This is a genomic window from Pseudonocardia alaniniphila (genome assembly GCF_022524485.1).
GTDB classification, from domain to species: Bacteria; Actinomycetota; Actinomycetes; order Mycobacteriales; family Pseudonocardiaceae; genus Pseudonocardia; species Pseudonocardia alaniniphila.
This window is the reverse complement of sequence record NZ_JAKXMK010000035.1, coordinates 10,922-35,434: the sequence shown is the minus strand read 5'-3', so window position 1 is coordinate 35,434 and position 24,513 is coordinate 10,922. Positions and strand designations below refer to the sequence as shown.

Annotated in this window: 18 protein-coding genes; 12 read left to right on the top strand and 6 right to left on the bottom strand. The window is 71.6% G+C overall.

Annotated features, from left to right (window positions below):
* Nucleotides 1–27 precede the first annotated feature (27 nt).
* A complete protein-coding gene (locus tag MMF94_RS33280) occupies nucleotides 28–1,284 on the bottom strand; it encodes an FAD-binding oxidoreductase (protein ID WP_241041414.1) in 1,257 nt (418 codons plus the stop codon).
* A 56-nt stretch (nucleotides 1,285–1,340) separates the two neighbouring features.
* On the opposite strand from MMF94_RS33280, the gene MMF94_RS33275 reads away from it, so the two are divergent.
* The 8 genes from MMF94_RS33275 to MMF94_RS33240 all read left to right on the top strand — a co-directional run bounded on the left by MMF94_RS33275 (nucleotide 1,341) and on the right by MMF94_RS33240 (nucleotide 11,290).
* On the top strand, nucleotides 1,341–2,309 hold the full coding sequence (locus tag MMF94_RS33275; RefSeq protein WP_241041413.1) for a helix-turn-helix transcriptional regulator: 969 nt from the start codon (nucleotides 1,341–1,343) through the stop codon (nucleotides 2,307–2,309).
* A gap of 34 nt (nucleotides 2,310–2,343) precedes the next feature.
* Nucleotides 2,344–4,254, top strand: a complete 1,911-nt coding sequence (locus tag MMF94_RS33270; protein WP_241041412.1) for a molybdopterin biosynthesis protein — start codon at nucleotides 2,344–2,346, stop codon at nucleotides 4,252–4,254.
* 147 nt (nucleotides 4,255–4,401) lie between these two features.
* Complete coding sequence (locus tag MMF94_RS33265) at nucleotides 4,402–6,282, top strand: potassium transporter Kup (RefSeq protein WP_241041411.1); 1,881 nt, start codon at nucleotides 4,402–4,404, stop codon at nucleotides 6,280–6,282.
* Between the two features lie 27 nt (nucleotides 6,283–6,309).
* Nucleotides 6,310–7,047, top strand: a complete 738-nt coding sequence (locus MMF94_RS33260) for a 2-phosphosulfolactate phosphatase (RefSeq protein ID WP_241041410.1) — start codon at nucleotides 6,310–6,312, stop codon at nucleotides 7,045–7,047.
* Between the two features lie 222 nt (nucleotides 7,048–7,269).
* Nucleotides 7,270–7,914, top strand: coding sequence for a TenA family protein (locus MMF94_RS33255; protein ID WP_241041409.1), 645 nt, complete (start codon nucleotides 7,270–7,272; stop codon nucleotides 7,912–7,914).
* A 151-nt stretch (nucleotides 7,915–8,065) separates the two neighbouring features.
* On the top strand, nucleotides 8,066–10,642 hold the full coding sequence (locus MMF94_RS33250) for a carboxylate--amine ligase/circularly permuted type 2 ATP-grasp protein (RefSeq protein ID WP_241041408.1): 2,577 nt from the start codon (nucleotides 8,066–8,068) through the stop codon (nucleotides 10,640–10,642).
* 105 nt (nucleotides 10,643–10,747) lie between these two features.
* Nucleotides 10,748–11,017 (top strand): type II toxin-antitoxin system Phd/YefM family antitoxin, encoded by a 270-nt coding sequence (locus tag MMF94_RS33245; protein ID WP_241041407.1) that lies wholly within the window; start codon nucleotides 10,748–10,750, stop codon nucleotides 11,015–11,017.
* A gap of 9 nt (nucleotides 11,018–11,026) precedes the next feature.
* Nucleotides 11,027–11,290, top strand: a complete 264-nt coding sequence (locus MMF94_RS33240; RefSeq protein ID WP_241041406.1) for a type II toxin-antitoxin system RelE family toxin — start codon at nucleotides 11,027–11,029, stop codon at nucleotides 11,288–11,290.
* Nucleotides 11,291–11,367: 77 nt separating this feature from the next.
* On the opposite strand, the gene MMF94_RS33235 is transcribed toward MMF94_RS33240, so the two are convergent.
* Both MMF94_RS33235 and MMF94_RS33230 read right to left on the bottom strand, forming a co-directional pair.
* Nucleotides 11,368–11,916, bottom strand: a complete 549-nt coding sequence (locus MMF94_RS33235; RefSeq protein WP_241041405.1) for an EF-hand domain-containing protein — start codon at nucleotides 11,914–11,916, stop codon at nucleotides 11,368–11,370.
* A 183-nt stretch (nucleotides 11,917–12,099) separates the two neighbouring features.
* Nucleotides 12,100–12,906, bottom strand: a complete 807-nt coding sequence (locus MMF94_RS33230; RefSeq protein WP_277398874.1) for an LLM class flavin-dependent oxidoreductase — start codon at nucleotides 12,904–12,906, stop codon at nucleotides 12,100–12,102.
* Between the two features lie 145 nt (nucleotides 12,907–13,051).
* On the opposite strand from MMF94_RS33230, the gene MMF94_RS33225 reads away from it, so the two are divergent.
* Nucleotides 13,052–14,833, top strand: coding sequence for an N-acetylglutaminylglutamine amidotransferase (locus tag MMF94_RS33225; protein WP_241041403.1), 1,782 nt, complete (start codon nucleotides 13,052–13,054; stop codon nucleotides 14,831–14,833).
* A gap of 2 nt (nucleotides 14,834–14,835) precedes the next feature.
* Nucleotides 14,836–16,725, top strand: coding sequence for a prolyl oligopeptidase family serine peptidase (locus MMF94_RS33220; RefSeq protein ID WP_241041402.1), 1,890 nt, complete (start codon nucleotides 14,836–14,838; stop codon nucleotides 16,723–16,725).
* Nucleotides 16,726–16,746: 21 nt separating this feature from the next.
* Here MMF94_RS33220 and MMF94_RS33215 read toward each other — a convergent pair whose 3' ends face one another.
* Complete coding sequence (locus MMF94_RS33215) at nucleotides 16,747–18,345, bottom strand: serine/threonine-protein kinase (protein WP_241041401.1); 1,599 nt, start codon at nucleotides 18,343–18,345, stop codon at nucleotides 16,747–16,749.
* 75 nt (nucleotides 18,346–18,420) lie between these two features.
* On the bottom strand, nucleotides 18,421–20,133 hold the full coding sequence (locus tag MMF94_RS33210; protein WP_241041400.1) for a transglycosylase family protein: 1,713 nt from the start codon (nucleotides 20,131–20,133) through the stop codon (nucleotides 18,421–18,423).
* Nucleotides 20,134–20,476: 343 nt separating this feature from the next.
* Here MMF94_RS33210 and MMF94_RS33205 point away from each other — a divergent pair, with 343 nt between their 5' ends.
* Nucleotides 20,477–20,911, top strand: coding sequence for a CBS domain-containing protein (locus tag MMF94_RS33205; protein ID WP_241041399.1), 435 nt, complete (start codon nucleotides 20,477–20,479; stop codon nucleotides 20,909–20,911).
* Nucleotides 20,912–20,978: 67 nt separating this feature from the next.
* Here the strand turns inward: MMF94_RS33205 and MMF94_RS33200 are convergent, their stop codons facing one another.
* Nucleotides 20,979–21,620: a DsbA family protein gene (locus MMF94_RS33200; RefSeq protein WP_241041398.1), complete on the bottom strand. Its 642-nt coding sequence runs from the start codon at nucleotides 21,618–21,620 to the stop codon at nucleotides 20,979–20,981.
* Nucleotides 21,621–21,834: 214 nt separating this feature from the next.
* On the opposite strand from MMF94_RS33200, the gene pepN reads away from it, so the two are divergent.
* Nucleotides 21,835–24,423, top strand: a complete 2,589-nt coding sequence (pepN, locus tag MMF94_RS33195) for an aminopeptidase N (RefSeq protein ID WP_241041397.1) — start codon at nucleotides 21,835–21,837, stop codon at nucleotides 24,421–24,423.
* Nucleotides 24,424–24,513: the final 90 nt, after the last annotated feature.

Here is a 24,513-nt window from a genome sequence, read left to right as displayed (position 1 = left end):
GGGCTCGCGCCGATCAGCAGGGCGCGGTCACGCCGTCCCGCTGACGACTGCCCCCGCCTGATCGGCCCACGGCTGCCCGAACAGGAAGTTGCGTGACCGGCCGACGGTCCAGGGCGCCAGTGCGTCCAGCAACCGGCCGTGCGCACGGCTCGCCGCCGCGGGGTCACCGAGCACCGACAGGACGCGCACGAGGTAGGCGGCGTCCCGGTGGCCGACGGCGTTCGGGACGGCGGGCGGGCGGGCCAACGCGCCGCCCATGTGGTTGAGCTGCACGATGCACGGCACCGGCGCACCTGGCCCGGCGAGCTCGACGATGTCGCGCAGCACCGTGGGGTCGAGCTCGCGGAGCATCGCGTTGGTGCCGCCGTAGGAATGCGGCCAGGCCGGGTCGTTGTAGATCGAAGCCGACTGCGTGAACGGGAGCTCCGCGAGGGTGTCTCGCAGAAGGGGGACGGCAGCGCGCAGCGGCGCGACGAGCCGCTCGCCCTGCGCCGTGGGGCCTGCGAAGGCGATCCGGACGTGAGCGGCGTACCGGCCCCGCAGCAGCTCCGGCACCCCCGCCATGTCGGGGTAGGGGATCAGCGCGACCGAGGACGTGAGCTCGTCGGGCAGGTCCGCCGTCCAGTCGCGGTACACCTCCAGCAGCTCGGGCACGTGCGGACTGTCGACGTAGAGCCCCCCTCCGTACAGCCGGGTGACGGGGACGAGCCCGATCTCCATCGCCGTCACCACACCGAGGCCGTGGCCCGCGCCGCGCAGCTCCCGGAAGAGGTCGGGATCGTCGTCCGCCGTGACGTGCCGGAGACTCCCGTCGGCTGCGGCGACGTCGATGCTGCTGACGTGGTCGGCGGCGTAGCCGTAGCGGCGCGCCAGCACGCCCAGCCCTCCCCCGAGGATGTAGCCGACGACGCCGACCTCCGGCGCCGAACCGCTGAGCGGCGCCAGTCCGTGCTCCGCTGCCGCGGTGATCACCTGCTGCCAGCGCACCCCCGCCTCGATCCACGCCGACCGCCGTCCCGGGTCAACCCGCAGACCGGTCATCCGGCGCGTGCTGATGAGCACGCCACCGTCGAGCGGCACCGTCCGCCCGTGCCCCGTTGCCTGCACCGCCACGGGCAGCCCGCCTGCGCCGGTGAGGGCTTTGCGTACGTCGTCGGCGCCGGTGGCCGCGACCACGTACGCCGGCCGGTGCTTGTACGCGGTCTGGAATCCGCTGGTCTCCTCGTCGAACTCGCGGTCACCCGGCCGGAACACCGGGCCCTGCACCTGCTGTGTCCACGTCATGCGGGCGACGGTATGGACGCTTGCGGACAGGATCGGTCCGCAAGCAAACTGCGGCGGTGACGACCACCCGGGTCCTGCGGCTGCTCTCGCTCCTGCAGAGCAGGCGCGAGTGGGCAGGCGGGGAGCTGGCCGATCAGCTCGGGGTCACCGGGCGCACGGTGCGCCGTGACGTCGCGCGGTTGCGCGAGCTCGGCTATCCGATCGAGGCCACCACCGGCACGGCAGGTGGGTACCGCCTCGCGTCCGGCAGCAACCTCCCGCCCCTGCTGCTGGACGACGACGAGGCCGTCGCGGTGGCGGTCGGCCTGCTCACGGCGGCGCGGGCCGGGGTCTCCGGCGTCGACGAGACCGCCCCGCGGGCGCTGGCGAAGCTCCAGCAGGTGCTGCCCGCCAGGCTGGCGCAGCGGATCGCGGCGGTCGGTGACGTCACCGTCCGGCTCCGGCCGGGCCGCGGGTCGCGCGTGGACCCCACCACGCTCGCCGTGCTCGCCGCCGCCTGCCGCGACCGCGAGATGGTCACGTTCGACCACCGCAGGCGCGACGGTGTGAGCGGCGAGCGCCGGGTGGAGCCGTACCAGCTCCTCACCGGGTACGGGCTGTGGTACCTGCTCGCCTTCGACACCGGCCGCCGCGACTGGCGCACGTTCCGTGTGGACCGCATCGCGGGCCCGACGCCGATCCGGCTGCGCTTCTCGCCACGGCCGCTGCCCGCCGAGGACACCACCGCGTTCCTGGCCTCGGCCATCCGTGAGGCGCCTTACCGCTACACGGCGTTGGCCACCGTGCAGGCGCCCGCCGACGTCGTCACGGCGCGGCTGCCGGACCCGATGCCGGACCGGGTGCAGGCACTCGACCCACGAACCTGCACCGTGCTCCTGCGCGGCGACTCACTCGACGTCCTCGTGCAGGATCTGGTCGCCCTCGGCGCCGACTTCACGCTCGACGGGCCGGCCGAGCTCCTCGACCACCTCCACATGCTCGGCAAGCGCTTGCAGGACGCCGGGCCCGACCAGAAGTCCCGGTAGGCGCGTCACCCCACCGTCGTCGTACGGTCGACACGTGGTGGCCGACTCGCCGTTCGTGTCCGACGTGCCCGCGGCGGAGGCGCGCGAGGCCTGGAACGAGGGGTGTGTCGCGGCGGGCTGCCCCGCACGCGTCGACGTCATGCGGGTGCCCGTCGGAGATGCCATCGGCCGGGTGACGGCCGAGCCGGTCCGGGCCCGCCGTTCCTCCCCCGCATTCGACTCCGCGGCCATGGACGGCATCGCGGTCCACGCCGCCGACACCGTCGGCGCAGCGGAGACCACACCGGTGCGGCTCACCGACTTCGTCGTGGTCGACACCGGCGACCCCCTGCCCGAGGGCTACGACGCCGTGATCATGCGCGAGCACGTGCACCGCGTCGCCGACGGCACCGCCGAGGTGCGCGCGGCGACACCGCCCTACCAGCACGTGCGGTCGATCGGTGAGGACATCAGCGCCACCGAGCTGCTGATCCCGGCCGGCCATCGGCTCCGTCCGGTCGACGTGGCCGCGGCGGCGGCCGCCGGCGCCGTGGATCTCGCCGTGCGGCGCGCTCCGGTCGTCGTCATCATCCCGACCGGCGACGAGATCCGCCCCGTCGGCACCGAGCCGTCCCCCGGCGAGATTCTCGACACCAACTCCCTCATGCTCGCGGGGCAGGCGCGCGAGGTGGGCTGCGAGGCCCGCGTGATGCCGATCGTCCGCGACGACCCGGCGGTGATCACCGACGCACTCCGCGCCGCGGCCGCGGAGGCGGACCTGGTGGTGCTCATCGCGGGCTCCAGCGCCGGACGCCACGACTTCACCGCGCGGGTGGTGGCCGGAGCCGGCACGCTCGCCGTGCACGGCGTGGCCGTGCGGCCCGGACACCCGGTGGTGCTCGGAGCGGTGGACGCCACCCCGGTGCTGGGCGCCCCCGGCTACCCGGTGTCGGCCTCGCTCACGTTCGACATCTTCGCCGCCCCGCTGCTCGCCGCCCTCCAGGGCGTCGCGCCCCGGGAACGCCCCATCACCACGGCGCGCCTCGCCCGCGAACTCGGCTCCACCGCCGGGATGGACGACTGGGTGCGGGTGCGGCTCGGCAGGGTGGGCGGCGAGGTGGTGGCGACGCCGCTGCCCCGCGGCGCGGGGGTGCTCACCTCACTGGTGCGCGCCGACGGGCTCCTGGTGGTCCCGTCCGGGGTGGAGGGCCACCACGCAGGCGAGCACGTACGCGTCGAGCTGCTGCGCGGTCTCGAGGAGATCGGACGCACGATCGTGGCGATCGGGTCGCACGACGTCGCGCTCGACGTGGCCGCCTCCGCGTTGCGGACCAACGACCCGCTCGTCACGCTCGCCACGTCGAACGCCGGGTCGCTCGGCGGGCTCCTCGCGCTGCGCGACGGCCTCTGCCACATCGCCGGATCGCACCTGCTGGACCCCGCCACCGGCGAGTACACGCTGCCCTACGTGGACAAGATCCTCGGCGGGGACGAGATCGCCGTCGTGCGGCTCGTGCACCGCGAGCAGGGGCTGATCGTGGCCCCCGGCAACCCGCTCGGGCTCTCCGGTATCGACGACCTGGTGCGTAAGGACGTGCGCTACGTCAACCACCAGCCCGGCGGCGGCACGCGTGCGCTGCTCGACCACGAGCTCGCGCGGCGCGACCTCGACCCCGGCCAGGTGAGCGGCTACTCGCGGGAGGAGAACACGCATCTCGCGGTGGCCGCGGCCGTGGCGGCGGGCCGCGCCGACACCGGGCTCGGCATCCGCGCCGCGGCGCGGGCGTTCGGGCTCGACTTCGTGCCCGTCGCCGAGGAGCCCTACGACCTCGTGCTGCGCGAGTCCGGGCTGCACGACGAGTTGCTTGCCCCGCTGTGGGCCCTGTTGGAAAGTCCCGCCTTCCGCGCGGAGGTCGAAGCGCTCGGCGGGTACTCGTGCGCCGAGACGGGCCACCGGATCCGGTGACGGCTCGGTCACACCCTTTTCGCACTTCAGCGGGGCACAATGGGGCCACATGGACCCCGTGACGCGCCGCCTCGCCTGATGGCCTCGACGCCCGAGACGGCCCCTGGTCCGCCCGGGTCATCCGCCCCGGGCCAAGGGTCGTCCGCAGTGAAGAGAAGCAGCGCGGCTGCATTGGCGCTAGGCGCGCTGGGAGTCGTCTTCGGGGACATCGGCACGAGCCCGCTCTACGCGCTGAAGCAGACTTTCACCGACACCCGTGGGCTCACCCCGGACCCCACGTCGGTCTACGGCGTGCTGTCACTCGTGTTCTGGACGATCACCATCATCGTCAGCATCAAGTACGTCAGCCTGGTCACCCGCGCCGACAACGACGGCGAGGGCGGCACGATGGCGCTGATCTCGCTCGTCGAGCGCGTGAAGGGGCTCTCCGCGCGGACGAAATGGTTCCTGATCGGGCTCGGTGTCCTCGGCGCAGCGCTGTTCTTCGGCGACGGGATGATCACGCCCGCGATCTCCGTGCTCGGCGCGGTGGAGGGTCTGGAGGTGGCCAGTCCCGGACTGGCGGAGTGGGTCGTCCCGATCGCGATCGTGTTGCTGTGCGGCCTGTTCTTCTTCCAGCGCTTCGGCACGGGCGTGGTCGGAAGGGCCTTCGGCCCGGTCATGCTGCTCTGGTTCCTGGTGATCGGCGTGCTCGGGCTCGCCCACGTGATCGCGCAGCCCGGAATCCTCAGAGCCCTGTCCCCGACCTACGCCGTGGAGTTCGCCGTCAACGAGCCACTGACGGCGTTCCTGTCACTCGGGTCGGTCGTACTGGCGATCACCGGCTCGGAGGCGCTCTACGCCGACATCGGGCACTTCGGCCGTCGCCCGATCCGCAACGCCTGGTTCGCACTGGTGTTCCCCGCGCTCACGCTGAACTACTTCGGCCAGGGGGCCATCGTGCTCGCCGACCCGGGAGCCGCCGACAACCCCTTCTTCCGCCTGGCGCCCTCGTGGGGCCAGTACCCGCTGCTGATTCTCGCGACGGCGGCCGCTGTGATCGCCTCCCAGTCCGTCGTCACGGGCACGTTTTCGATGGCACGTCAGGCGGTGCAGCTCGGCTACCTGCCGTTCCTCACGATCCGGCACACGTCCGAGAAGGAGGCCGGCCAGGTCTACGTGCCGTTCGTGAACTGGGTGCTGTTCGTCGCCGTGATCGGCCTGGTGGTCGGCTTCGGGTCCTCCACCGCACTGGCCTCGGCCTACGGCATCGCCGTCACCGGCACGCTCACCATCACCACCGTCCTGTTCTTCGTGATCGCCCGGCACCGCTGGGGCACGCCGATGTGGCTCGTGGTTCTCGGCGCCGGGAGCCTGCTCCTCATCGAGCTGGCGTTCCTGTCGGCCAACATGACCAAGGTGTTGTCGGGCGGCTGGTTCCCGCTCGTCGTCGGGGTGGCGGTCGCCATCGTCCTGATGACCTGGCACCGCGGGCGGGAGATCGTCACGCGCAAGCGCACCGAGCAGGAGGGCCCGCTCGAGGACTTCGTCAAGGCGCTCTCGATCTCGGACCGCCCGCCGATCCGCGTCCCGGGCAACGCGGTGTTCCTGAACGCCAACGCCGGCACCACACCGCTCGCACTGCGCCACAACGTCCGCTACAACCACGTCCTCCACGAGCACGTACTGGTCCTCAACGTGCAGAACATGAGAATTCCGCACGTGCCCAGGTCCCAGCGCCTGGAGATCGACGACGCCTGCGTTCCCGACGACGGGATCTTCCACCTCACCGTGCGGTTCGGCTTCCAGGACAAGCCCTACGTCCCGGCCGCGCTGCGGCTCGCCCGCCAGAAGGGCCTCGACATCAACCTGCAGGACGCCACGTACTTCCTCAGCCGCGTCACGATCGTGCACACGAAGGAGCCGGGCATGGCGAGCTGGCGCAAGAAGCTCTTCTGCCTGATCAGCCGCAACGCCGTGAGCCCCGCCGCCTACTTCGGTCTCCCGACGCACCAGGTGGTCTCCCTGGGATCGGCGATCGACATCTGAGACGTCCCCGGCGGATACGGTGAGCGCGTGCCGATCGACGCCCGACCCGAACACCGGCAACGCGCGTACCGGGTGCGACTGGAATGGGGGCGCGAAGGCGCCGAACTCCTGGCGGCCGAGTGCGCCGCGGTGATCGTCGTCGACGTGCTGTCGTTCTGCACGGCCGTCGACGTCGCCGTCGGCCGGGGCGCCGCGATCCTGCCGCAGCGCTGGTCCGGCGGCGACCCGGCGACAGAAGCGCGATCCCTCGGCGTGCAGCCCGCGGGGCCCCGTCACGGCAGCGGCCCGTCGCTGCGACCGTCGTCGCTGGTCGACCTCCCGTCCGGTACCCGGCTCGGGCTCCCCTCGCCCAACGGCGCCACGTTGTGCGCCACGGTCGGTGCCACCGGCGCCGCGCTCTTCGCCGGCTGCCTGCGCAACGCCTCGGCCACAGCGGCCGCAGCGCTCGCGGTGGACGGACCGATCGGGCTCGTCCTTGCCGGGGAGCGCTGGCCCGATGGCACCCTGCGGGTCGCCGTGGAGGACGCGCTCGGTGCCGGGGCGATCGCCGCCGCCCTGCCCGCGGCCGACCTCTCCCCCGAGGCCGAGCTCGCCGTGGCGCAGTTCGTCGCGGCCCGGGACAAGGGACTCGCCGCCGTGCTGGCGGCCACCGCGTCCGGCCGCGAGCTCGTCGCCGACGACTACGCCGCTGACGTCACGCTGGCAGCGGCGCTGGACACGAGCGTCATCGCGCCCCGGCTCCAGGGCGGCCTGCTGCAGGCGTAGCGGACCTCTAGTGTCGCGGCAACGTGGTTCCTTGCCCGGATCCGGTGTCCAGGCGACAGTGTCCCTGCGGGACACCCGCACCCGGGCCTTCGCAAGGCGGAGGAGGCGCCGATACCGCTGTTGTATCGGCGCCGACGACAACGCCGCGAGGCGCCGCCTGGGCTGCGCTGTCGTCGGAGACGGGTAAGACGACCTCGTTTCCTCGGCACTAGGGTCAGGGAGATGACCTTCAGTGCTGAGCTGCGTGAGCTGACCGGCCCCACCTGGGACGCGGCGGTCGGACACCGGTTCGTGGACGAGCTCTGGCGCGGGCAGCTGGACCCAGCGGTGCTCACCACCTACCTCGTGCAGGACCACCAGTTCTTCGACTCCTTCCTGGCGCTGATGGGGGCCGCGGTGGCCGCCGCCGACCGGCTCGAACCCCGGGTCGTGCACGCCCGCCAGCTCGGGCTGGTCGCCGGACCGGAGAACGACTTCTTCGCCCGGGCCCTCGATGCCCTGGACGTCCCGCTTCCCGAGCGCACCGACCCGGTGCTCCTGCCCCCCACGGCCGGCTTCGTCGAGCTGATGGACACGGCACGCCGCAGCGCCGACTACGCCTCCTGCCTCGCGGTGCTGCTCGTGGCGGAGTGGCTCTACCTGGACTGGGCCACGCGACCCGACGCCACCGCCCCCGACGAACCGCTGCAACGGGAGTGGATCGAGCTGCACAGGGGCTCGGCCTTCGAGACATGGGTGACGTTCCTGCGCACCGAGTTCGACCGCGTCGTCGTCGGACTCGAACCTGCCGATCTGGAGCGGGTGCGCGACATGTTCGTCCGGGCGGTGGATCTCGAACTCGCGTTCTTCGACGCCGCTTATTCCTGACGTCCGCTCTCTGACGAGGCCGTTCGGAGCAATCCGCGCGGCCTGATGTGTTTCTCTCGCACCACAGTGGGCACAGTTCTGGGGTGCGGAACAGCCTCGGAGTAGCACCACGGCATCACGGCTGTAACACGCGTCTCCTAGCGTCGGCGTCATGAGCGACCTCCCCCTGCTGGGCGTCGAGGAGGAGTTCCACGTCGTCGACCTGGAGAGCAGGCACGCCGCGCCCGAGGTCGACTCCCTGCTCGCGCAGCTCGACGGAGCCGAGTTCGCACCCGAGCTGCAGCGCTCCCTCGTCGAGACGAACACGCCGGTGTGCGGCACGCTCGACGAGCTGCGCGGGCACCTGCGGCGGCTGCGCGCAACGCTGGAGGGCGTCGCCGAGCCGCTCGGTCTCGGCGTGGTCGCGGCAGGCACCGTGCCGCTCGCCGAACTCCACGGCGACGCCATCTCGGCGGGGGCGCGCTACGAGAAGATGCAGCACGAGTACCAGATGCTGGTGCGCGAGCAACACATCTGCGGGGCTCAGGTCCACGTGGACGTGCCCGATCGCGACGAGGCCGTCCAGGTCGTGCGCCGCGTCGCCCCCTACCTGCCGGTGCTGCTCGCCCTCTCGGCCAGCTCGCCGTACTGGCGGGGCCACGACTCCGGCTACGCCAGCTACCGCTCGATGGTGTGGTCGCGGTGGCCCACCGCCGGCCCGCCCGCAACCGTGAGCACCGCGGCCGAGTACGACGCCATGGTCGCCGATCTCATCGCGTCGGGCACGATCAGCGACCCCGGGATGGTCTACTTCGACATCCGGCCGAGCGCCCACCTGCCCACGGTGGAGCTGCGGGTCTGCGACGCCTGCCCCGACGTCGACGACGTGGTGCTCATCGCGGGCCTCTTCCGGGCCCTGGTCGGCAAGGCCAGGGAAGACCTTGCGGCCGAGGTGCCGCTGTCCGGATCCCGCCACGAGCTGCTGCGAGCCGCCACCTGGCGGGCTGCGCGTTCGGGCCTGGAGGGCGACCTCGTCGACCTCTGCGGTCCCTCGCTGGTGTCGCCGCCGCTGCTCGTCGGCCAGCTCGTCGACCAGCTCCGGCCGCAGCTGGAGGAGCTCGGCGACTGGGAACAGGTCCTCGAGCTGTCGCAGGCCACGCTGGCCCGCGGCAGCGGCGCGGCCGTGCAGCGGCGGGCATACGGCCGCCGCGGGGAGCTCAGCGACGTCGTCGACGTCCTGCTGGCGCACACCCAGGGCCGCACGCTGGCCACCGAGCCACCCGCCACCGTCCCGCACACGCCGGACCTGCTCGTCGGCTACCACGCCGACGGCTCCGAGCAGCAGGCGTTCGACGAGTCCGTGAGCGCGGGCGGCACGGTGCTGCCCCACTACGGCTGGATGTTCCGGGCGCTGGATCGGCTCGGCCCGCGCGGTCTCACGGCCGCCGAGTCGGCGTTGCGCACCGAGCAGCGCGCCCGCGGCGTCACGTTCCGGGTGGGCGACGGCGAGCCGGACCGGCTCTTCCCGCTCGACCTCATCCCCCGCATCGTCACCGCGGAGGACTGGGCCGGGCTCACCGCCGGGCTCACACAGCGCATCCGCGCACTCGAGCAGTTCGTCCGCGACGTCTACGGCAAGCAGCAGATCGTCTCCGACGGCGTGATCCCGGCCCAGATCGTGCACGACGCACCGGGTCGCAGCCGGCTCGGCAAGCTCTTCCCGGCCGATGCCGTGCGCATCGCGGTCGCCGGCATCGACCTCGTCCGGGACCGGGCCGACCACTGGCTCGTGCTGGAGGACAACCTGCGCGTCCCGTCGGGCATCGGCTACTCGATCACGAGCAGGCGGTTGGTTCGCAGTGTGATGCCCGACCTGGAGCCGCCCGCAGGCGTCGTCGGGCTGGATCTGGTGCCAGGGCAGCTGCGTTCGGCGCTGCTCTCGGCAACCGAATCCGACGATCCCGCACTGGGGGAGGTCGCCCTGCTCTCGGCAGGCCACGAGGACTCGGCGTTCTTCGAGCACCGGCTGCTCGCCGACCGGATGGACATCCCGCTGGTCACGCCGCGCGACCTGCAGGTCACCGAGGACGGCGTCTTCCTCGTGGGCTCCGGCGCACGGCGGCGGCTCTCGGCGCTCTACCGGCGCCTCGACGAGCGCGCCCTGCTCGACGCGAAGGGCGCGGATCTCCGTCCGATCGGCCGGGCCCTCTGCAACGCGGTGGCACGCGGCGACGTCGCACTGCTCAACGCGATGGGCAACGGCGTGGCCGACGACAAGCTCATCTACGCCTACGTGCCGGAGATGATCTCCTACTACCTCGGCGAGGACGTCCTGCTCGACAACGTCCCGACCTACCCGTGCGTCGACCCCGACCGGCGGACCGAGGTGCTCGACCGGCTCCACGAGCTCGTGCTCAAGCCGGTGGACGGGTACGGCGGCCAAGGCATCGTGATCGGGCCGCACGCCGACAGCGTGGAGCTGGCCGAGGCCGCCGCCGCGGTGCGCAGCAACCCGGCCGGATGGGTGGCTCAGGATCTGGTGATGCTCTCCACCCACCCGACGTTCGCGAACGGCGGGCTCGAACCGCGAGCGGTGGACCTGCGGACGTTCGTCCTGCAGTCCCGGCTCGGCGACCGCACGAAGGTCGAGGTGCTGCCGGCGGCGCTCAGCCGCGTCGCCCCGTTCGGAAGCATGATCGTCAACTCCTCGCGTGGCGGTGGGGCGAAGGACACCTGGGTGCTGCGCTGATCTCGTGCCGACGCGACTGGCGCTGCTCGCGGACTCGCCCATCCAGCGCGCTTGTACATTTCCGGGATGGTTGTACAGCTGAGTCGGCAGGCGTACGTTCATGAGGTGACCGAGGAAGGGATCAGCATCTCGGACGCCCGCGAGCAGCTCGCCGCTGTGGTTGACCAGGCGCGCTCCGAGCACCGACCGGTCTACCTCTCGCGGCGGGGCCACCGGATCGCCGCCGTCATCGATGCCGACGATCTCGATCGGATCCTCGAGCTGGCGGAGGACATGGCGGACATCCGGGCGGCCGAGGCTGCCAGGGCGGAGCTGGCAGCCGCTGAGGCGGCCCCGATTCCCTGGGAAGAGGTCAAGGCGGATCTGGGCCTCTGAACCACCAACGTGACCTACCGCATCACAGTCGTCCCGAGCGCGGCACGTCAGCTGCGCAAGCTCGATGCCCCCGGCCGACGTCGCATCCAGGCGGCACTTGAGCTGCTCGCCACCGAACCACGCCCGCCGGCAGCCACGCAGTTGGTCGGCGGCGCAGGAGAGTGGCGCGTGCGCACGGGTGATTTCCGGATCATCTACGAGATCCACGACGGCGAGCTCGTGATTCTGGTTCTCGCCGTAGGCCACCGTCGCGACGTCTACCGGAAGCGCTGACCGCCGGCGACGGCTCCCCCGTTGAGATTTCTGCGGTGGCCGAGCCGCCTTCCAGGCTACCGCCGGAGTGGGGTCGATCAGGCGCGGGCGCGCAGGTTGCCTTCGCCGTTGAGGTCGCTGGAGTTGAAGTACTTGTGCGCGGCCTGGAGGAACTCCTGCCGGGAGATCGTGCCGTCGTCATCGGTGTCCACCCGGCCGAACGCCTTGTTCGACTCCGGAGAGTCGGCCTGCCAGACGTCCCGCAGCAGGCGGTCGAACTGGTCCTTGTCGATCTCGTTGTCGCCGTCGGTGTCGACGACGTCGAAGATGGCGTGGCCGAATCCCTCGACCACGTTCAGGCGGCTGGTGTCGACGATGGTGAGGCGAGTGGCGGCGATGAAGACGTTCTTCAGCAGGCGGTCCTCCCCTGCGCCCGCGTGCCGCAGCAGTTCCAGCCACAGCATCTCGTGGATGGTCTGCAGCGCCCTGGCCCGGCGATCACCCCTGTCGAGCTGAAACGCGCCGAGGTAGCGGTCGACGAGGTTCTGGTAGTCCGACCAGTCGACATAGCCGTCGTGGTTGCTGTCGAGACCGTCGAATGTCCGCTCGATCCTCTGGTGGACCGAGTCCGTTGCGCCAGTGGTCAACTGTCCAGCCCTCCGAAGGGGTAGCGAGTGAATACGCGGGCAACCTTGCCCGCCCCGGAGCAGGCGCCTGCCGGATTCACCCTTCAGCGGCACACGCCCCACTCGCCTGGCGGAGCTGATCCGATACCAGCGAATTCACGATGCGCGAAAAAACAGCGTTTCCGGAGGCACCCGCCCGTCAGCTCACACGGGACGGCCGGCAAGTCTGCCGCACGCTTCCAGCAGCGGCTCCGGGTCAGGCGCCTCTCCGGTCGCCTGGAACACCACGGTGTCGGCGCCGGCAGCCGAGAACTTCTGCGCGTGCTCCTCGACCTGCTCCGCCAACCCACCGGACGTGGCGTCCAACTCCAGGTACACCACGATGCGGAAGTCTCCGGTCCGGCCTGCCGCCGCCCGGCCCTCCTCCGCCCGGGCACGCGCCTCACGGACCTGACCCACGGAGAGCCCGGAGTCGAGCAGGACGCCGTCGGCGATCTCCCCCGCCAGCCGCACGGTCTTCGGCCCCCTGGCCCCGATCAGGATCGGCGGCACCTCGCGGGGCGGCCAGTCGAGCGCGACGCCCTCCAGATGGACGAAACGGCCGTCGACGTCCACCGTGCGGCCGTGCAGGAGATCGCGGACGGCGGTGGCGTGCTCACGCAGCAACGTCATCGGCGACGGGACCCGGGCTCCGACCTGCGCCATCCACTCCAGCACGCCGTGCCCGAGGCCGGGCAGGAACCGGCCCGGGAACATCCGGGCGAGTGTGGCGATCTCCATCGCGGCCACGGCGGGGTTGCGCAGCGGCACCGGCAGCAGACCCACTCCGACCTTCAGCCGCTCGGTCCAGGCGAGCGCCGCGGTCGCGGCGGTGAGACCGCCTTCCAGGAAGCAGTCCTCCCAGAGCCACAGCTCGCCGACGCCGGAGGCCTCGGCGGCGATGGCCACGTCACGAAGCCGTTCTGGAGGTGATTGCGGCCGGAACACCGCTCCGAGAGTTATGTCGTTCATGTACGCAAGTCCACCACGGCTCGGCTCGACGAGATTCTGGTCACACACTCGAAACAAGGTGTGGGTTGCGCCCGCGGGGTACCGCATCGTCCACTCAACCTCGACGTCCGGGAGAACCCGGGCGCCCGACCAGCGGAGGACACGCATGTGCGGCATCGCCGGTGAGATCCGGTTCGACGGCAGCGCTCCGGACGTGGAGGCTGTCGCCCGGGTCACCGCCGAGATGCACCGCCGCGGTCCCGACGGATCAGGCGTCTACTCCGTCGGCGCGATCGCGCTCGGTCACCGCCGGCTCAAGATCATCGACCTCTCCGAACGCGGCGCCCAGCCCATGGTCGACCCGGAGCTCGGCCTGTCCGCGGTGTTCAACGGGCTCATCTACAACTACCGCGAACTGCGCGCGGAGCTCGAGGCCGCCGGCTACCACTTCTTCTCCACGTCCGACACCGAGGTGCTGCTCAAGGCCTTCAAGCACTGGGGCCCCGCCTGCGTCGAGCGCTTCCTCGGCATGTTCGCCTTCGCGGTGGCCGACCGCGACACCGGAGTTCTGACCCTCGGCCGCGACCGTCTCGGGATCAAGCCGCTCTACCTCGCCGAGGCCCACGGCAGGCTGCTGTTCGCGTCCTCGCTTCCCGCCCTTCTCAAGGCCGGCGGAATCGACACGTCCATCGACCGGATCGCGCTGCACCACTACATGACCTTCCATTCGGTGGTGCCCGCGCCACGCACGATCCTGAGCGGGGTGCGAAAGCTCCCGCCGGCCACCGTGCGGACGATCCAGCCGGATGGCACGAGCAGCGACCACCTCTACTGGGAGCCCTCACACATCCGGCGCCCGGAGCACGCCGGGATGAGCGCCCGCGACTGGCGCGACGCGGTGCTCGAGTCGCTGAGGATCGCGGTGCGCAGGCGAATGGTCGCCGACGTCCCCGTCGGAGTGCTGCTGTCCGGCGGGCTGGACTCCTCGCTGGTCGTCGCCCTGCTCGCCGCCGAGGGGCAGACCGGCCTCCAGACGTTCAGCGTCGGGTTCCACGCCGCGGCGGGCGAGTCGGGCGACGAGTTCGAGTACTCCGACCTCGTGGCCGAGCACTTCGGAACCGAACATCAGCAGATCCTCGTCGACCCCGCACGGATGCTGCCCGCCGTCGACGACGCCATCGTCGCGATGTCCGAGCCCATGGTCAGCCACGACTGCGTCGCCTTCTACCTCCTCGCGCAGGAGGTGTCGAAGTCGGTGCGGGTGGTCCAGTCCGGGCAGGGCGCCGACGAGGTGTTCGCCGGGTACAGCTGGTACCCGCCGCTGGCCGGCGTGCCCCGCGCGCAGGGCGTGGAGGCCTACGCGAAGCAGTTCACCGACCGTCCCCACGCCGAGCTCGCCCACATCCTCGAACCGGAGTGGGTGCTCGACCACGACCCGAGCCGGGCCTTCATCGCCGAGCACTTCGGCGCCCCGGGCGCCGACGAGACGCTCGACGCGGCGCTGCGGCTCGACTCGACCATCATGCTGGTCGACGACCCCGTCAAGCGCGTGGACAACATGACGATGGCGTGGGGCCTGGAGGCCCGCGTCCCGTTCCTGGACCACGAGCTGGTTGAACTCGCCGCCGCCTGCCCGCCGGAGCTCAAGCTCGCCCACGGCGGGAAGGGTGTGTTGAAGGACGCAGCCCGCGGCGTGGTCCCCGACTCGATCATCGACCGGCCCAAGGGGTACTTTCCGGTTCCGGCGATCCGGCACCTCGAAGGCCCTTTCCTCGACCGGGTACGTGACGCCGTCACCGATCCCGTGGCGAAGGCCCGTGGGCTGGTACGCCGGGACTGGCTGGACACCATGCTGGCCGACCCCAACACTGCACGAACAAACCTCGGTTCCAATGCGTTGTGGCAGGTCGCGCTGCTCGAGATGTGGTTTCAGGAGAGGGGGTTGTAGGGATGGATCACCTAGGGGTGTCGGACTTCACCGAGCGGAGGCTCGCTCGTCTGACCGGCGGTGCCGACGCGCACCCGGCCGGCACCACCTACGGCGAGCTGTTCCCCACGGCCTACTCGAATCCGGTGCCGTCCCCCGACGGCACCCTGGTGGCCTGGGTCTCCGACCGCGACGGCCGCCCGCGTGCGTGGGTGGGCGTGTTGCCCCCCGACGGCGGCCCCATCGTCGAGCCCGAGGCCCCGCTGCCGGTCGAGGGCGATGTGCAGGCCCTCACCTGGTCGCCCGACGGCACCTGGCTGGCCTTCCAGACCGCGCTGCACGGAGGCGAGCGCACGCGCGTCCAGGTGCTCACCCCCGACGGCAGCGAGTCGCGTCAGCTCGCTCCCGGGGCTGCTGCCGTGACGCTCGGGGCGTGGTCCCACAATGGCCGCCAGCTCGGCGTCACCGTCTTCCCGGAAGGGGCGGGCGACGGCCAGGCCTGTCTGGTCGACCTGCGCGACGGCACGTCCACGGTGCTCGCCGCCGGCCCCGCCGCCCGGGTCTGCGCCGTGAGCGGCGACGGCAGGCGCGCGGTGGTGCGGCTCGGTCGCCGCGGCGAACGGCGGCTGGAGCTGGTGGACCTGCACAGCGGGCAGCGCACCGAGCTGCTGCCCGGCGGTGCCACGATCGCCGACGCCAGGTTCGGCGTGACCGGCCGCCAGCTCTACGTCCACACCGATGCGGGCCGCGAGCGCCCTGCGCTGCTCGTGGTCACCCTGCTGGGCAGCACCGAGCTGTCCACCGCGTACCCGGTCGCCGAGCGTCCCGACGACGACCTCGACCTCGTCTCGCTCGATCCTGCAGGCGCGCGCGCCGCGCTCGTCTGGAACGTCGACGGGCGCAGCGAGATCGAGCTGCTCGACCTGCGTTCCGGGATGCTCGAGCCCGTGGTCCCCGTGCCAGGCGACGTGGTCACCGGGCTGGCCTTCAGCCGCGACGGTCGCGCTCTGCTCGCCGCCAACGAGGGTCCGGCCACTCCGCCGCAGCTCGCCCGGATCGGGCTCGAGACCTACGGGGACGCCACCCCGCTCCTGCCCGCCGAGCCGGGCGACGGCGAGTCGCTCGTCGCCCCGACGCTCCACGAGTTCCGCGCCGAGGACGGCCTGCTGCTGTCCGGATGGCTGTTCCGGCCCTCCGGCGTGCTCGGGTCGCTACCCACGCTCATCTGGCTGCACGGTGGCCCTGAGGCGCAGGAACGACCCACCTTCCAGCCGCTGTTCCAGGCTCTGCTCGCCGAGGGCGTCGCGGTCTTCGCGCCCAACGTCCGCGGCTCGGGCGGCTACGGGCGCAGCTTCGCCTGCGCCGACGACCACGAGCGCCGATTCGTCGCGATCACCGACGTGCGGGCCGCCGTCGACTTCCTCGTGTCGGCGCGGCTCGCCGATCCCGGCCGGGTCGGCGTGTCGGGCCGCTCCTACGGTGGCTACCTCGCGCTCGCCGCGCTGGCCTGGTTCCCGGAGCTTTTCGCGGTGGGCGTCGACGTCTGCGGCATCTCCGACTTCGCCACCTTCTACGCCTCCACGGAGCCATGGATCGCCGAAGCGGCCACCACCAAGTACGGCGACCCGCACTCGGACGCCGCGTTGCTTCGGGAGCTCTCACCGATCCACCGCGTCGACCGCATCACCGCGCCGCTGCTGGTGGTGCACGGTGCGCACGACACCAACGTGCCGCTCGTGGAGGCCCAGCAGGTGGTGGACGCTCTCCGGGAGCGCGGGGCGTCACCGGGCTTCCTGCTCTTCCACGACGAGGGCCACGAGGTGCACGGCACCGACAACAAGAGGGTCTTCGTCCGCGAGGTGGTGCGGTGGGTCACCGCGAACCTCAGCGATGTGGGCGTGCAGACGGCCTGAGCGGGCCGCCTGCGGCGAGCACTACAGCTTGCTGAACGACTGCAGGATCGTCCGGTCGTTGTCGTCCGTTCCGATCACGAAGCGGTACGGCTCACGGGTGGTGGTGCCGCTCTTCTCGACGAACACCACTGTGGCCTCCACGGTGCTGTCACCGGTCTGGCGGACGTTCTGCAGGCTCACCGACTGCAGCGACCCGTAGAAGCGGTCATACCCGGAGCGTCCGTTCGACGCGCTCTGCGCCTCCGGGCTGAGGAGCGCGAATGCGGCGTCGGTGTTGCCCGGGAGCAGCGCGTAGTAGTTCTGGACGAAGGCGACCGGGTCGCTGGGCGCGGCGCCCCCGTCGGGCGCCGGGCTAGGCGTCGTGGTCGGTGGCGGCGCCGGGGTGGTGGTGGGCGCCGGCTCGGTGGTGCGCGGCGCCGTGGTGGCAGCCGGGGCGGGGGCCGGCGGAGCGGCCACGCTCGTGCTGGGGGAAGGCGGAGCGGCCTGCTGGTTGCCAGGATTGTCGGGGCCGTTCCCTGACGTCAGGATCGCCGCAACGACACCGCCGCCGACCACCAGCAGCGCCACGATCGCGATCAGGCCGGTTCGCCAGCGGCGCGGACGACCGGGACCGGGCTCGGACGCAGGCCGGGACGTCTGCGGCGAGGTGGGAGGGGGCGGAGGCGCGATCGGCGCCGCCGCGGCGGTGGGCGCGGCCTCCATGGCAAGGGTGTTGCCGGTGCCACCGGCAGCAGCCGCCGCCAACGCCGGCACTGCCGGCCCGCCGTCGCGACCCTCCGCCACAGCGGCCAGCACGTCACGGGCCTGCATCGCCGACGGACGCTCGGCGGGCTCCCGGCTCAGCAGCCACATGATCACGGCCGTGAGCGGGCCGGACTTCTTCGGCGGCCGCACATCGCCCATGGCGACCTTGTGCAGCAACGCGTACGCGTTGTCGTCGAGCCCGAACGGCGGGGTGCCCTCCGCCGCCGCGTAGAGCGTGGCCCCGAGCGCGAACACGTCGGACGCTGCGGTGGGATCTCCGCCCCTGGCCACCTCGGGCGAGAGGAACGCGGGGGTCCCTGCGATCAGCCCGGTGCGGGTGAGCTGCACGTCGTCGACCGCGCGGGAGACACCGAAGTCGGTGAGCTTGACCCGCCCGTCCTCACCGAGGAGGACGTTGCCCGGCTTGACGTCACGGTGCACCACACCGGCCAGGTGCGCGGCTGCCAGCCCGTCGGCCACCTGGCGGCCCACGTCGGCGACCTGCCGCGGCTCCAACGCGCCCTTCTCCGACAGCACCTGAGCCAGTGACTTCGACGGGAGGTACTCCATCACCAGCCAGGGCCGGTCCTCGTGCACCACGACGTCGAACATGCTGATCACGTGCGGATGTTGCAGACGGGCCCCGATCCGGCCCTCCCGCAAGATCCGCTGGCGCGACTCCTCCAGCGCATCGTTGCCTGCGGGGGTGTCCGGGGCAGCCGCTGCGAGCAGCTCTTTCACAGCGACCGTGCGATTGAGCAGCTCGTCGGTGCTGCGCCACACAGCACCCATGGCGCCGGCCCCGATCCGCTCGTCAAGGCGGTACCGGTTGCCGACGCGGATAGGGGTCTCCTCGGACTGCGAGCGCTCGCTCATCGCCCGTCAGGGTAGCGATGACCATTCACCCGGCGGCGACGGCGGTCCCGATCTCACTGCGTTATCACGAGATGGTTACGAAGGCAGGTCGAGCTTGCGCGCGCAAGCAGGCCAGGAGCCGTATCCGCCCCGGTCGTCACGCACTCGGGTGGCAACTGTGATCTGTTGCTCACGAGTGGCCTTGTGGGCCGATGGGGCGAACTCCGTTCCCCCGTACGCGCGCCAGGTGTCGGCGTCGAACTGCAAGCCGCCGTAGTAGCCGTTGCCGGTGTCGATCGCCCAGTCGCCCGACGACTCGCACTGGGCGAGCCGGTCCCAGACCGGCTCGGCCGACGGCGGAGCGGGCGGCCGCGGTGGCGCAGCGGGCGGCGGCGGGGGCTCAGGGGACGTGGTCGGCGGCGCGCTCGTGGGCGAGGGCGGCGCAGCGGCGGTCGACGGCGCAGGAGGGGCGGTGGGTTCCGGGTCGCCGGACTCCCCATCACCCCTGCGACCCGGCGGTCCGTGGCCCGCGGCCGCGTCGTCCACCACCAGCACCCAGTCGGCCGCGTCCGCCTCACCGCCAGGGGGCGTGAACGTCGTGGTGCCGCGGCCCGGCACGGCGTCGAGCTCGGTGGCCCGCCCGGTGCGAGGGTCGAACCACCACGGCCGCGCGGTCTCACCCGCGAGACCTGCGAGATCGACGGTGATCGGCGCGCCGACCGCCGTGTAGGCGACGAGCGTGGAGCGGTCGGCGGCCAGTGCACCGTGGATGCGCTGGGGTCCACCCTCGTCACCGATCACCACATCGGCGGGCTCCGTGCGCGGCCGGGATTCCACAAGGGCGCGGAGATGGCCCAGCTGCGCCGCGGTGGAGGCATCCAGGGTCGAGGAGCGGCTAGGGCCTGGGACGCGCTCCTGGGCCTCCTCAGGCCCATATGCGGCGCCGGCGGCGCCGCCGAGGACGGCCCGGTACGCGTCGCGGCGAACGTCCGGCGCCGCGGACCCGTCGTCGCACGCCTCGGCGACGAACGGCCGCCCGGCCGCATAGGCGTCAGCGACGAGCTCTGGGGACTCCTCGTCGTCGCCGCAGAGGTGGCCCAGGAGATCGAAGCCCGCCCCCTCGGCACTGCCGGGGTGGTGGCTCATGAGCTGCTCTGCCCCGCCCGCCCTGATCCCCGTGGCCACGGACCTCCGGACGTCCTCCGTGCCATCGCCCGGGGCGGCGCCCAGCACCCAGACCACGTTGGTGGCCTTCGCGTAGCGCTCCCCGAGCACCTCGCCGTACGCCTCGGCGTCGGCGTCGCCCGGCACCGGTTGCAGCGCCACGACGAGGCCACGGCGCGCGGCCTCGTCCACCACGACGTCCAGCCGCTCCCACTCGTGCTCGCCCGGGTCACCGGCTGGGGCCACCGTCCGGACCACCGTGAAGCCCTGGGCCGACCGGGCGTCGAGGTACGCGTCGAGCTGTGGCCGATCAAGGTCGGCGAGCGGACCCGGGGCAGCGGCGCTCAGCCAGAAGAACGGTGCGTGGCCCCGCGTGAAGGTGTGCCCGTCCGGTCCGATCCGCACGAGGCCCCCGCGGCATGCGCCTGTGTCGAGGGTGCCGATGTCGGGCACGCCGGTCTCGCCGCTGCGCGCACGCACGGAGGCCCCGGTGAGGTAGCCGTCGCACCCCGGGAGCATGGCCGCGGGCACCGCCTGCACGGCCCGGGAGCCGCTCAGCACCAGCGCGCTGCCCAGCACGACGGCCACGGCGAGCACGGTGAGCACCGGCGGCAGGACGGCGCCGCAGCGGCGCTGAGGGAGCACGGGCGGACGCTAGGAAGGCGGGTGCGTGGCGCGAGGGCGAATGACCGAGCCCACGGCGCCGGCCAGGCCGCGGAATCTGTGGCCCGTCGCAGGTCAGCCACCGGAGATCAGCGAACCTCGCGCCTGACGTGCGGTGACCAGAGTTTTTGCGTCTGTTACCGAACACTCTCGGTGCCTTCGCGATGTCTGTCCGCATGACCGTTCGGCGACTCGTTTGCAGTAATTCTTACGAGATGTACGCCGTGAGGGTGATCGAGGCGACGATGACACCCGTTGGAGGAGGCGTAGGGGGATCATCGGTGCTGGTGGTTCAACCACGCGCGACGACGAAGGTGGAGAGTAGATGAAGATCTCGGACATTCTCGCCGCAAAGGGGCGAACCGTACATTCCGTGCTGCCTTGGCTCACGGTCGGCGAGGTCGTCGAGCGGCTCGGCAGGCTCGGCGTCGGTGCGGTGCTCGTGTGCGACGAGAACCGGACGATCCGCGGCATCGTCTCCGAGCGCGACATCGTCCGGGCCCTTGGCCGGGATGGTGCCGCTCTGCTCGACAAGCAGGTCAGCGACGTGATGACGCGCCATGTCAGCACCTGCGCGCCCGACGAGACCGTGGCTCATGCGATGGCCAGGATGACGGCCGGGCGCTACCGCCACCTGCCCGTGGTCCAGGGTGGCGAGCTGGTGGGCATGGTCAGCATCGGTGACCTGGTGAAGAACCGGCTCCGGGAGATGGAACTCGAGACGGGCGTACTCCGCGACGCCGTGATCGCCCGCTACTGAGCTGTAGTTTTCTTGACGGCTGCGCTCCCGCCCAGGAAATTCGTGGGCGGGAGCGCCGTCATGTCGGTCAGTCGAACTCGGGACCCTCGGTACGGGTCCTCTTGAGCTCGAAGAAATGCGGGTAGGCCGCGAGCAGGCGGGCACCGTCGAACACCTTGCCGGCATCCTCGCCACGCGGGATTCGGGAGAGCACGGGACCGAAGAAGGCCACGCCGTTCACGTGGATCGTGGGCGTACCCACGTCCAGGCCCACCGGCTCCATGCCCCGCTTGTGGCTGGCGCGCAGCTCCTCGTCGTAGTCGGTGCTACTGGCGGCGTCGGCCAGGGCGGCCGGCAGGTCGAGCTCGGCGAGCGACTCCTTGATGACGACGTCGAAGTCCTTGTTGCCCCCGTTGTGGATACGCGTGCCCATGGCGGTGTAGAGGGGTTCGAGGATCTCCTGCCCGTGGTCGCGGGCCGCGGCGATGGCCACGCGCACCGGCGCCCAGGCGCGGTCCATCATCTCGCGGTAGTTCTCCGGGAGATCGCGGTCCTCGTTGAGCACGGACAGGCTCATCACGTGCCAGTCGATCCGCACGTCGCGGACCTCGCGGACCTCCAGCATCCATCGGGACGTGATCCATGCCCACGGGCAGAGCGGGTCGAACCAGAAGTCGACGTGAGCGGTCTCGGTGGGGGTAGGGGTATCGGTGCTGATCGCGGTCGTCACAGTCTCTCCGATCGGGGAACGCCTCACTGCACGGCTACCGGCACAACCTGGACAAGGTCGACGGGATTCCCGTTCCCCGATCTCGGGCATCCCGGGCGCACTCGTGGTTGGATCGGCAGCCACTGCGCCGCCCGGATCCGGCCGACCCGAGGGTGGGCCGAGCGAGGTGGCCGACCCACAGCAGGACGACCCGATGTAGGAGAACCGAGACCGCATGCCCCCGCCCAACCTGACACGAGCCGACGCCGAGCGGCGGGCCGCGCTGCTGAACGTCTCCGACTACGCGGTCGAGCTCGACCTGACCGACGGTGGCGGCAAGCCCGGCGAGACGACCTTCGCCAGCATCACGACCGTGCGCTTTCGCTGCAGTGAGCCCGGCACGGACAGCTGGATCGACTTCGTGGGCGCGGGGGTCGGCTCGGCCACGCTGAACGGCAAGCAACTCGACGTCAGCGGCTACCGCGAGGACGACGGCATCGCGCTGCCCGACCTGGCTGCCGAGAACGAGCTGCGGGTGGAGGCCACGGGCCGGTACATGAACACCGGCGAGGGGCTGCACCGGTTCGTCGACCCGGTCGACGGCGGCGTGTACCTCTACTCCCAGTTCGAGACGGCCGACGCCAAGCGCATGTTCGCCTGCTTCGACCAGCCGGACCTCAAGGCCCGCTACGCGCTGACGGTCACCGCTCCCGCTGACTGGAAGGTCGTCTCCAACGCCGTCATCGAGGAGACCGGGGACGCAACCGGTGGTGCGGCCGTTCACCGCTTCGCCACCAGCGAGATCATGAGCACCTACCTGGTGGCGCTGATCGCCGGACCCTACGCGGACTGGCACGCCACATACTCGGACGAGCTCGGCGAGATCCCGCTCGGCATCTACTGCCGGGCCTCGCTGGCCCCGCACATGGACGCGGAGCGGCTGTTCACCGAGACCAGGCAGGGCTTCGACTTCTACCACCGCAACTTCGGCGTCCGGTACCCGTTCGGGAAGTACGACCAGCTCTTCGTGCCGGAGTTCAACGCCGGCGCCATGGAGAACGCAGGCGCGGTGACGTTCCTGGAGGACTACGTCTTCCGCTCGCGCGTCACGCGCTTCCTCTACGAGCGCCGCGCAGAGACCGTGCTGCACGAGATGGCGCACATGTGGTTCGGCGACCTCGTCACCATGCGCTGGTGGGACGACCTGTGGCTGAACGAGTCGTTCGCCACCTGGGCGTCGGTGCTCTGCCAGGCCGAGGCCACCGAGTACACCGAGGCCTGGACGACGTTCGCCAACGTCGAGAAGTCGTGGGCGTACCGCCAGGACCAGCTGCCCTCCACCCACCCCGTGGCCGCCGACATCCCCGACCTGCAGGCCGTCGAGGTGAACTTCGACGGGATCACCTACGCCAAGGGTGCGTCGGTGCTCAAGCAGCTCGTCGCCTACGTCGGCCTCAACCCCTTCCTGGCCGGGCTGCGCAGCTACTTCGCCGCGCACGCCTGGGGCAACGCCACCTTCGACGACCTGCTCGGCGCGCTGGAGGAGGCGTCGGGCCGCGACCTCTCCGACTGGGGAGCCCAGTGGCTGCGCACCACCGGGCTGAACCTGCTCCGGCCGTCGTTCGAGGTGGATGCCGAGGGCCGCTTCACGCGGTTCGAGGTGGTGCAGGGTGGCGCGCGTCCTGGCGCCGGGGAGCTGCGCACCCACCGCATCGCCGTCGGCGTGTACGACGACACCGACGACCAGGCCGGGAGCAAGCTCATCCGCACCCACCGGGTCGAGGTGGACGTCTCCGGCGAGCGCACGGAGGTGCCGGAACTCGTGGGCGTGCCGCGAGGCAAGCTCGTGCTCGTCAACGACGACGACCTCACCTACTGCGCGCTCCGCCTGGACCCCGACTCGCTCGCCACGCTCGTGGACCGCATCGGTGACATCGCCGAACCGCTACCCCGCACCCTGTGCTGGTCTGCGGCCTGGGAGATGACTCGCGAGGCAGAGCTCAAGGCACGCGACTTCGTCACGCTCATCGCGGGCGGGTTCGGAGCCGAGTCGGAGATCGGCGTGGTACAGCGGCTGCTGCTGCAGGCTCAGACCGCCCTCGGCTCCTACGCCGAGGAGGGATGGGCGAAGGATCGCGGCTGGCCACTGCTCGTGGACGCGCTGCGGTTCCGGCTCGACACGGCGCCTGCGGGATCCGACGCCCAGCTCACCACGGTAAACGCCCTCGCGGCGAGCGTCCTGCCCAGCAGCGTGCTCGACCGGATGCGCAGCTGGCTGCTCCAGCCGGAGAACAACCCGGACGTCCCGGAGGGGCTCACGCTCGACACCGACCTGCGCTGGCGGCTGCTGCAGGCGCTGGTTGCCCACGGTGTCCTGGGCGAGGCCGAGATCGAGGAGGAGCTCGAGCGCGACCCCACCTCCACGGGGCAACGGCAGGGCGAGCGGGCCCGCGCGCTGCTGCCCACGGCCGAGGGCAAGGAACGCGCCTGGGATCGCGCCGTGCACGACGATGAGCTTCCGAACGCGGTGCAGGAGGCGATCATCAGCGGGTTCAGCCACCCCACACAGCGCGCCCTGCTGAGCGGCTACGTCCAGCGCTACTTCGACGAGGTGGCGGAGGTCTGGGCCAGGCGCACCAGCGAGCGGGCGCAGTCGGTGGTGCTCGGCCTGTTCCCGTCGTGGGCCGTCGAGCCGTCCACGGTCGAGGCCGCGGACAGGTGGCTCGCCGACGAGTCGCACCCGCCCGCACTTCGGCGGCTGGTCTCCGAGGGGCGTGCCGGGATCATCCGGGCCCTCGGGGCACGGGAGTTCGACCGGAGCTGACGCGCCGCCACGACAGGCCGCTCTGATACGTCGCTCTGATACGCCACGGCACGCCAATGCGACGTGGCAACCAGCGCAGGTCGCCCCCGC

What these genes read in the sequence shown, in the direction of transcription:
- MMF94_RS33280 (WP_241041414.1), bottom strand. Translation starts at nt 1,284, where the DNA reads ATGACGTGGACACAGCAGGTGCAGGGCCCGGTGTTCCGGCCGGGTGAC.
- MMF94_RS33255 (WP_241041409.1), top strand. Translation starts at nt 7,270, where the DNA reads ATGACCTTCAGTGCTGAGCTGCGTGAGCTGACCGGCCCCACCTGGGAC.
- MMF94_RS33250 (WP_241041408.1), top strand. Translation starts at nt 8,066, where the DNA reads ATGAGCGACCTCCCCCTGCTGGGCGTCGAGGAGGAGTTCCACGTCGTC.
- MMF94_RS33230 (WP_277398874.1), bottom strand. Translation starts at nt 12,906, where the DNA reads ATGAACGACATAACTCTCGGAGCGGTGTTCCGGCCGCAATCACCTCCA.
- MMF94_RS33225 (WP_241041403.1), top strand. Translation starts at nt 13,052, where the DNA reads ATGTGCGGCATCGCCGGTGAGATCCGGTTCGACGGCAGCGCTCCGGAC.
- MMF94_RS33220 (WP_241041402.1), top strand. Translation starts at nt 14,836, where the DNA reads ATGGATCACCTAGGGGTGTCGGACTTCACCGAGCGGAGGCTCGCTCGT.
- MMF94_RS33215 (WP_241041401.1), bottom strand. Translation starts at nt 18,345, where the DNA reads ATGAGCGAGCGCTCGCAGTCCGAGGAGACCCCTATCCGCGTCGGCAAC.
- MMF94_RS33205 (WP_241041399.1), top strand. Translation starts at nt 20,477, where the DNA reads ATGAAGATCTCGGACATTCTCGCCGCAAAGGGGCGAACCGTACATTCC.
- pepN (WP_241041397.1), top strand. Translation starts at nt 21,835, where the DNA reads ATGCCCCCGCCCAACCTGACACGAGCCGACGCCGAGCGGCGGGCCGCG.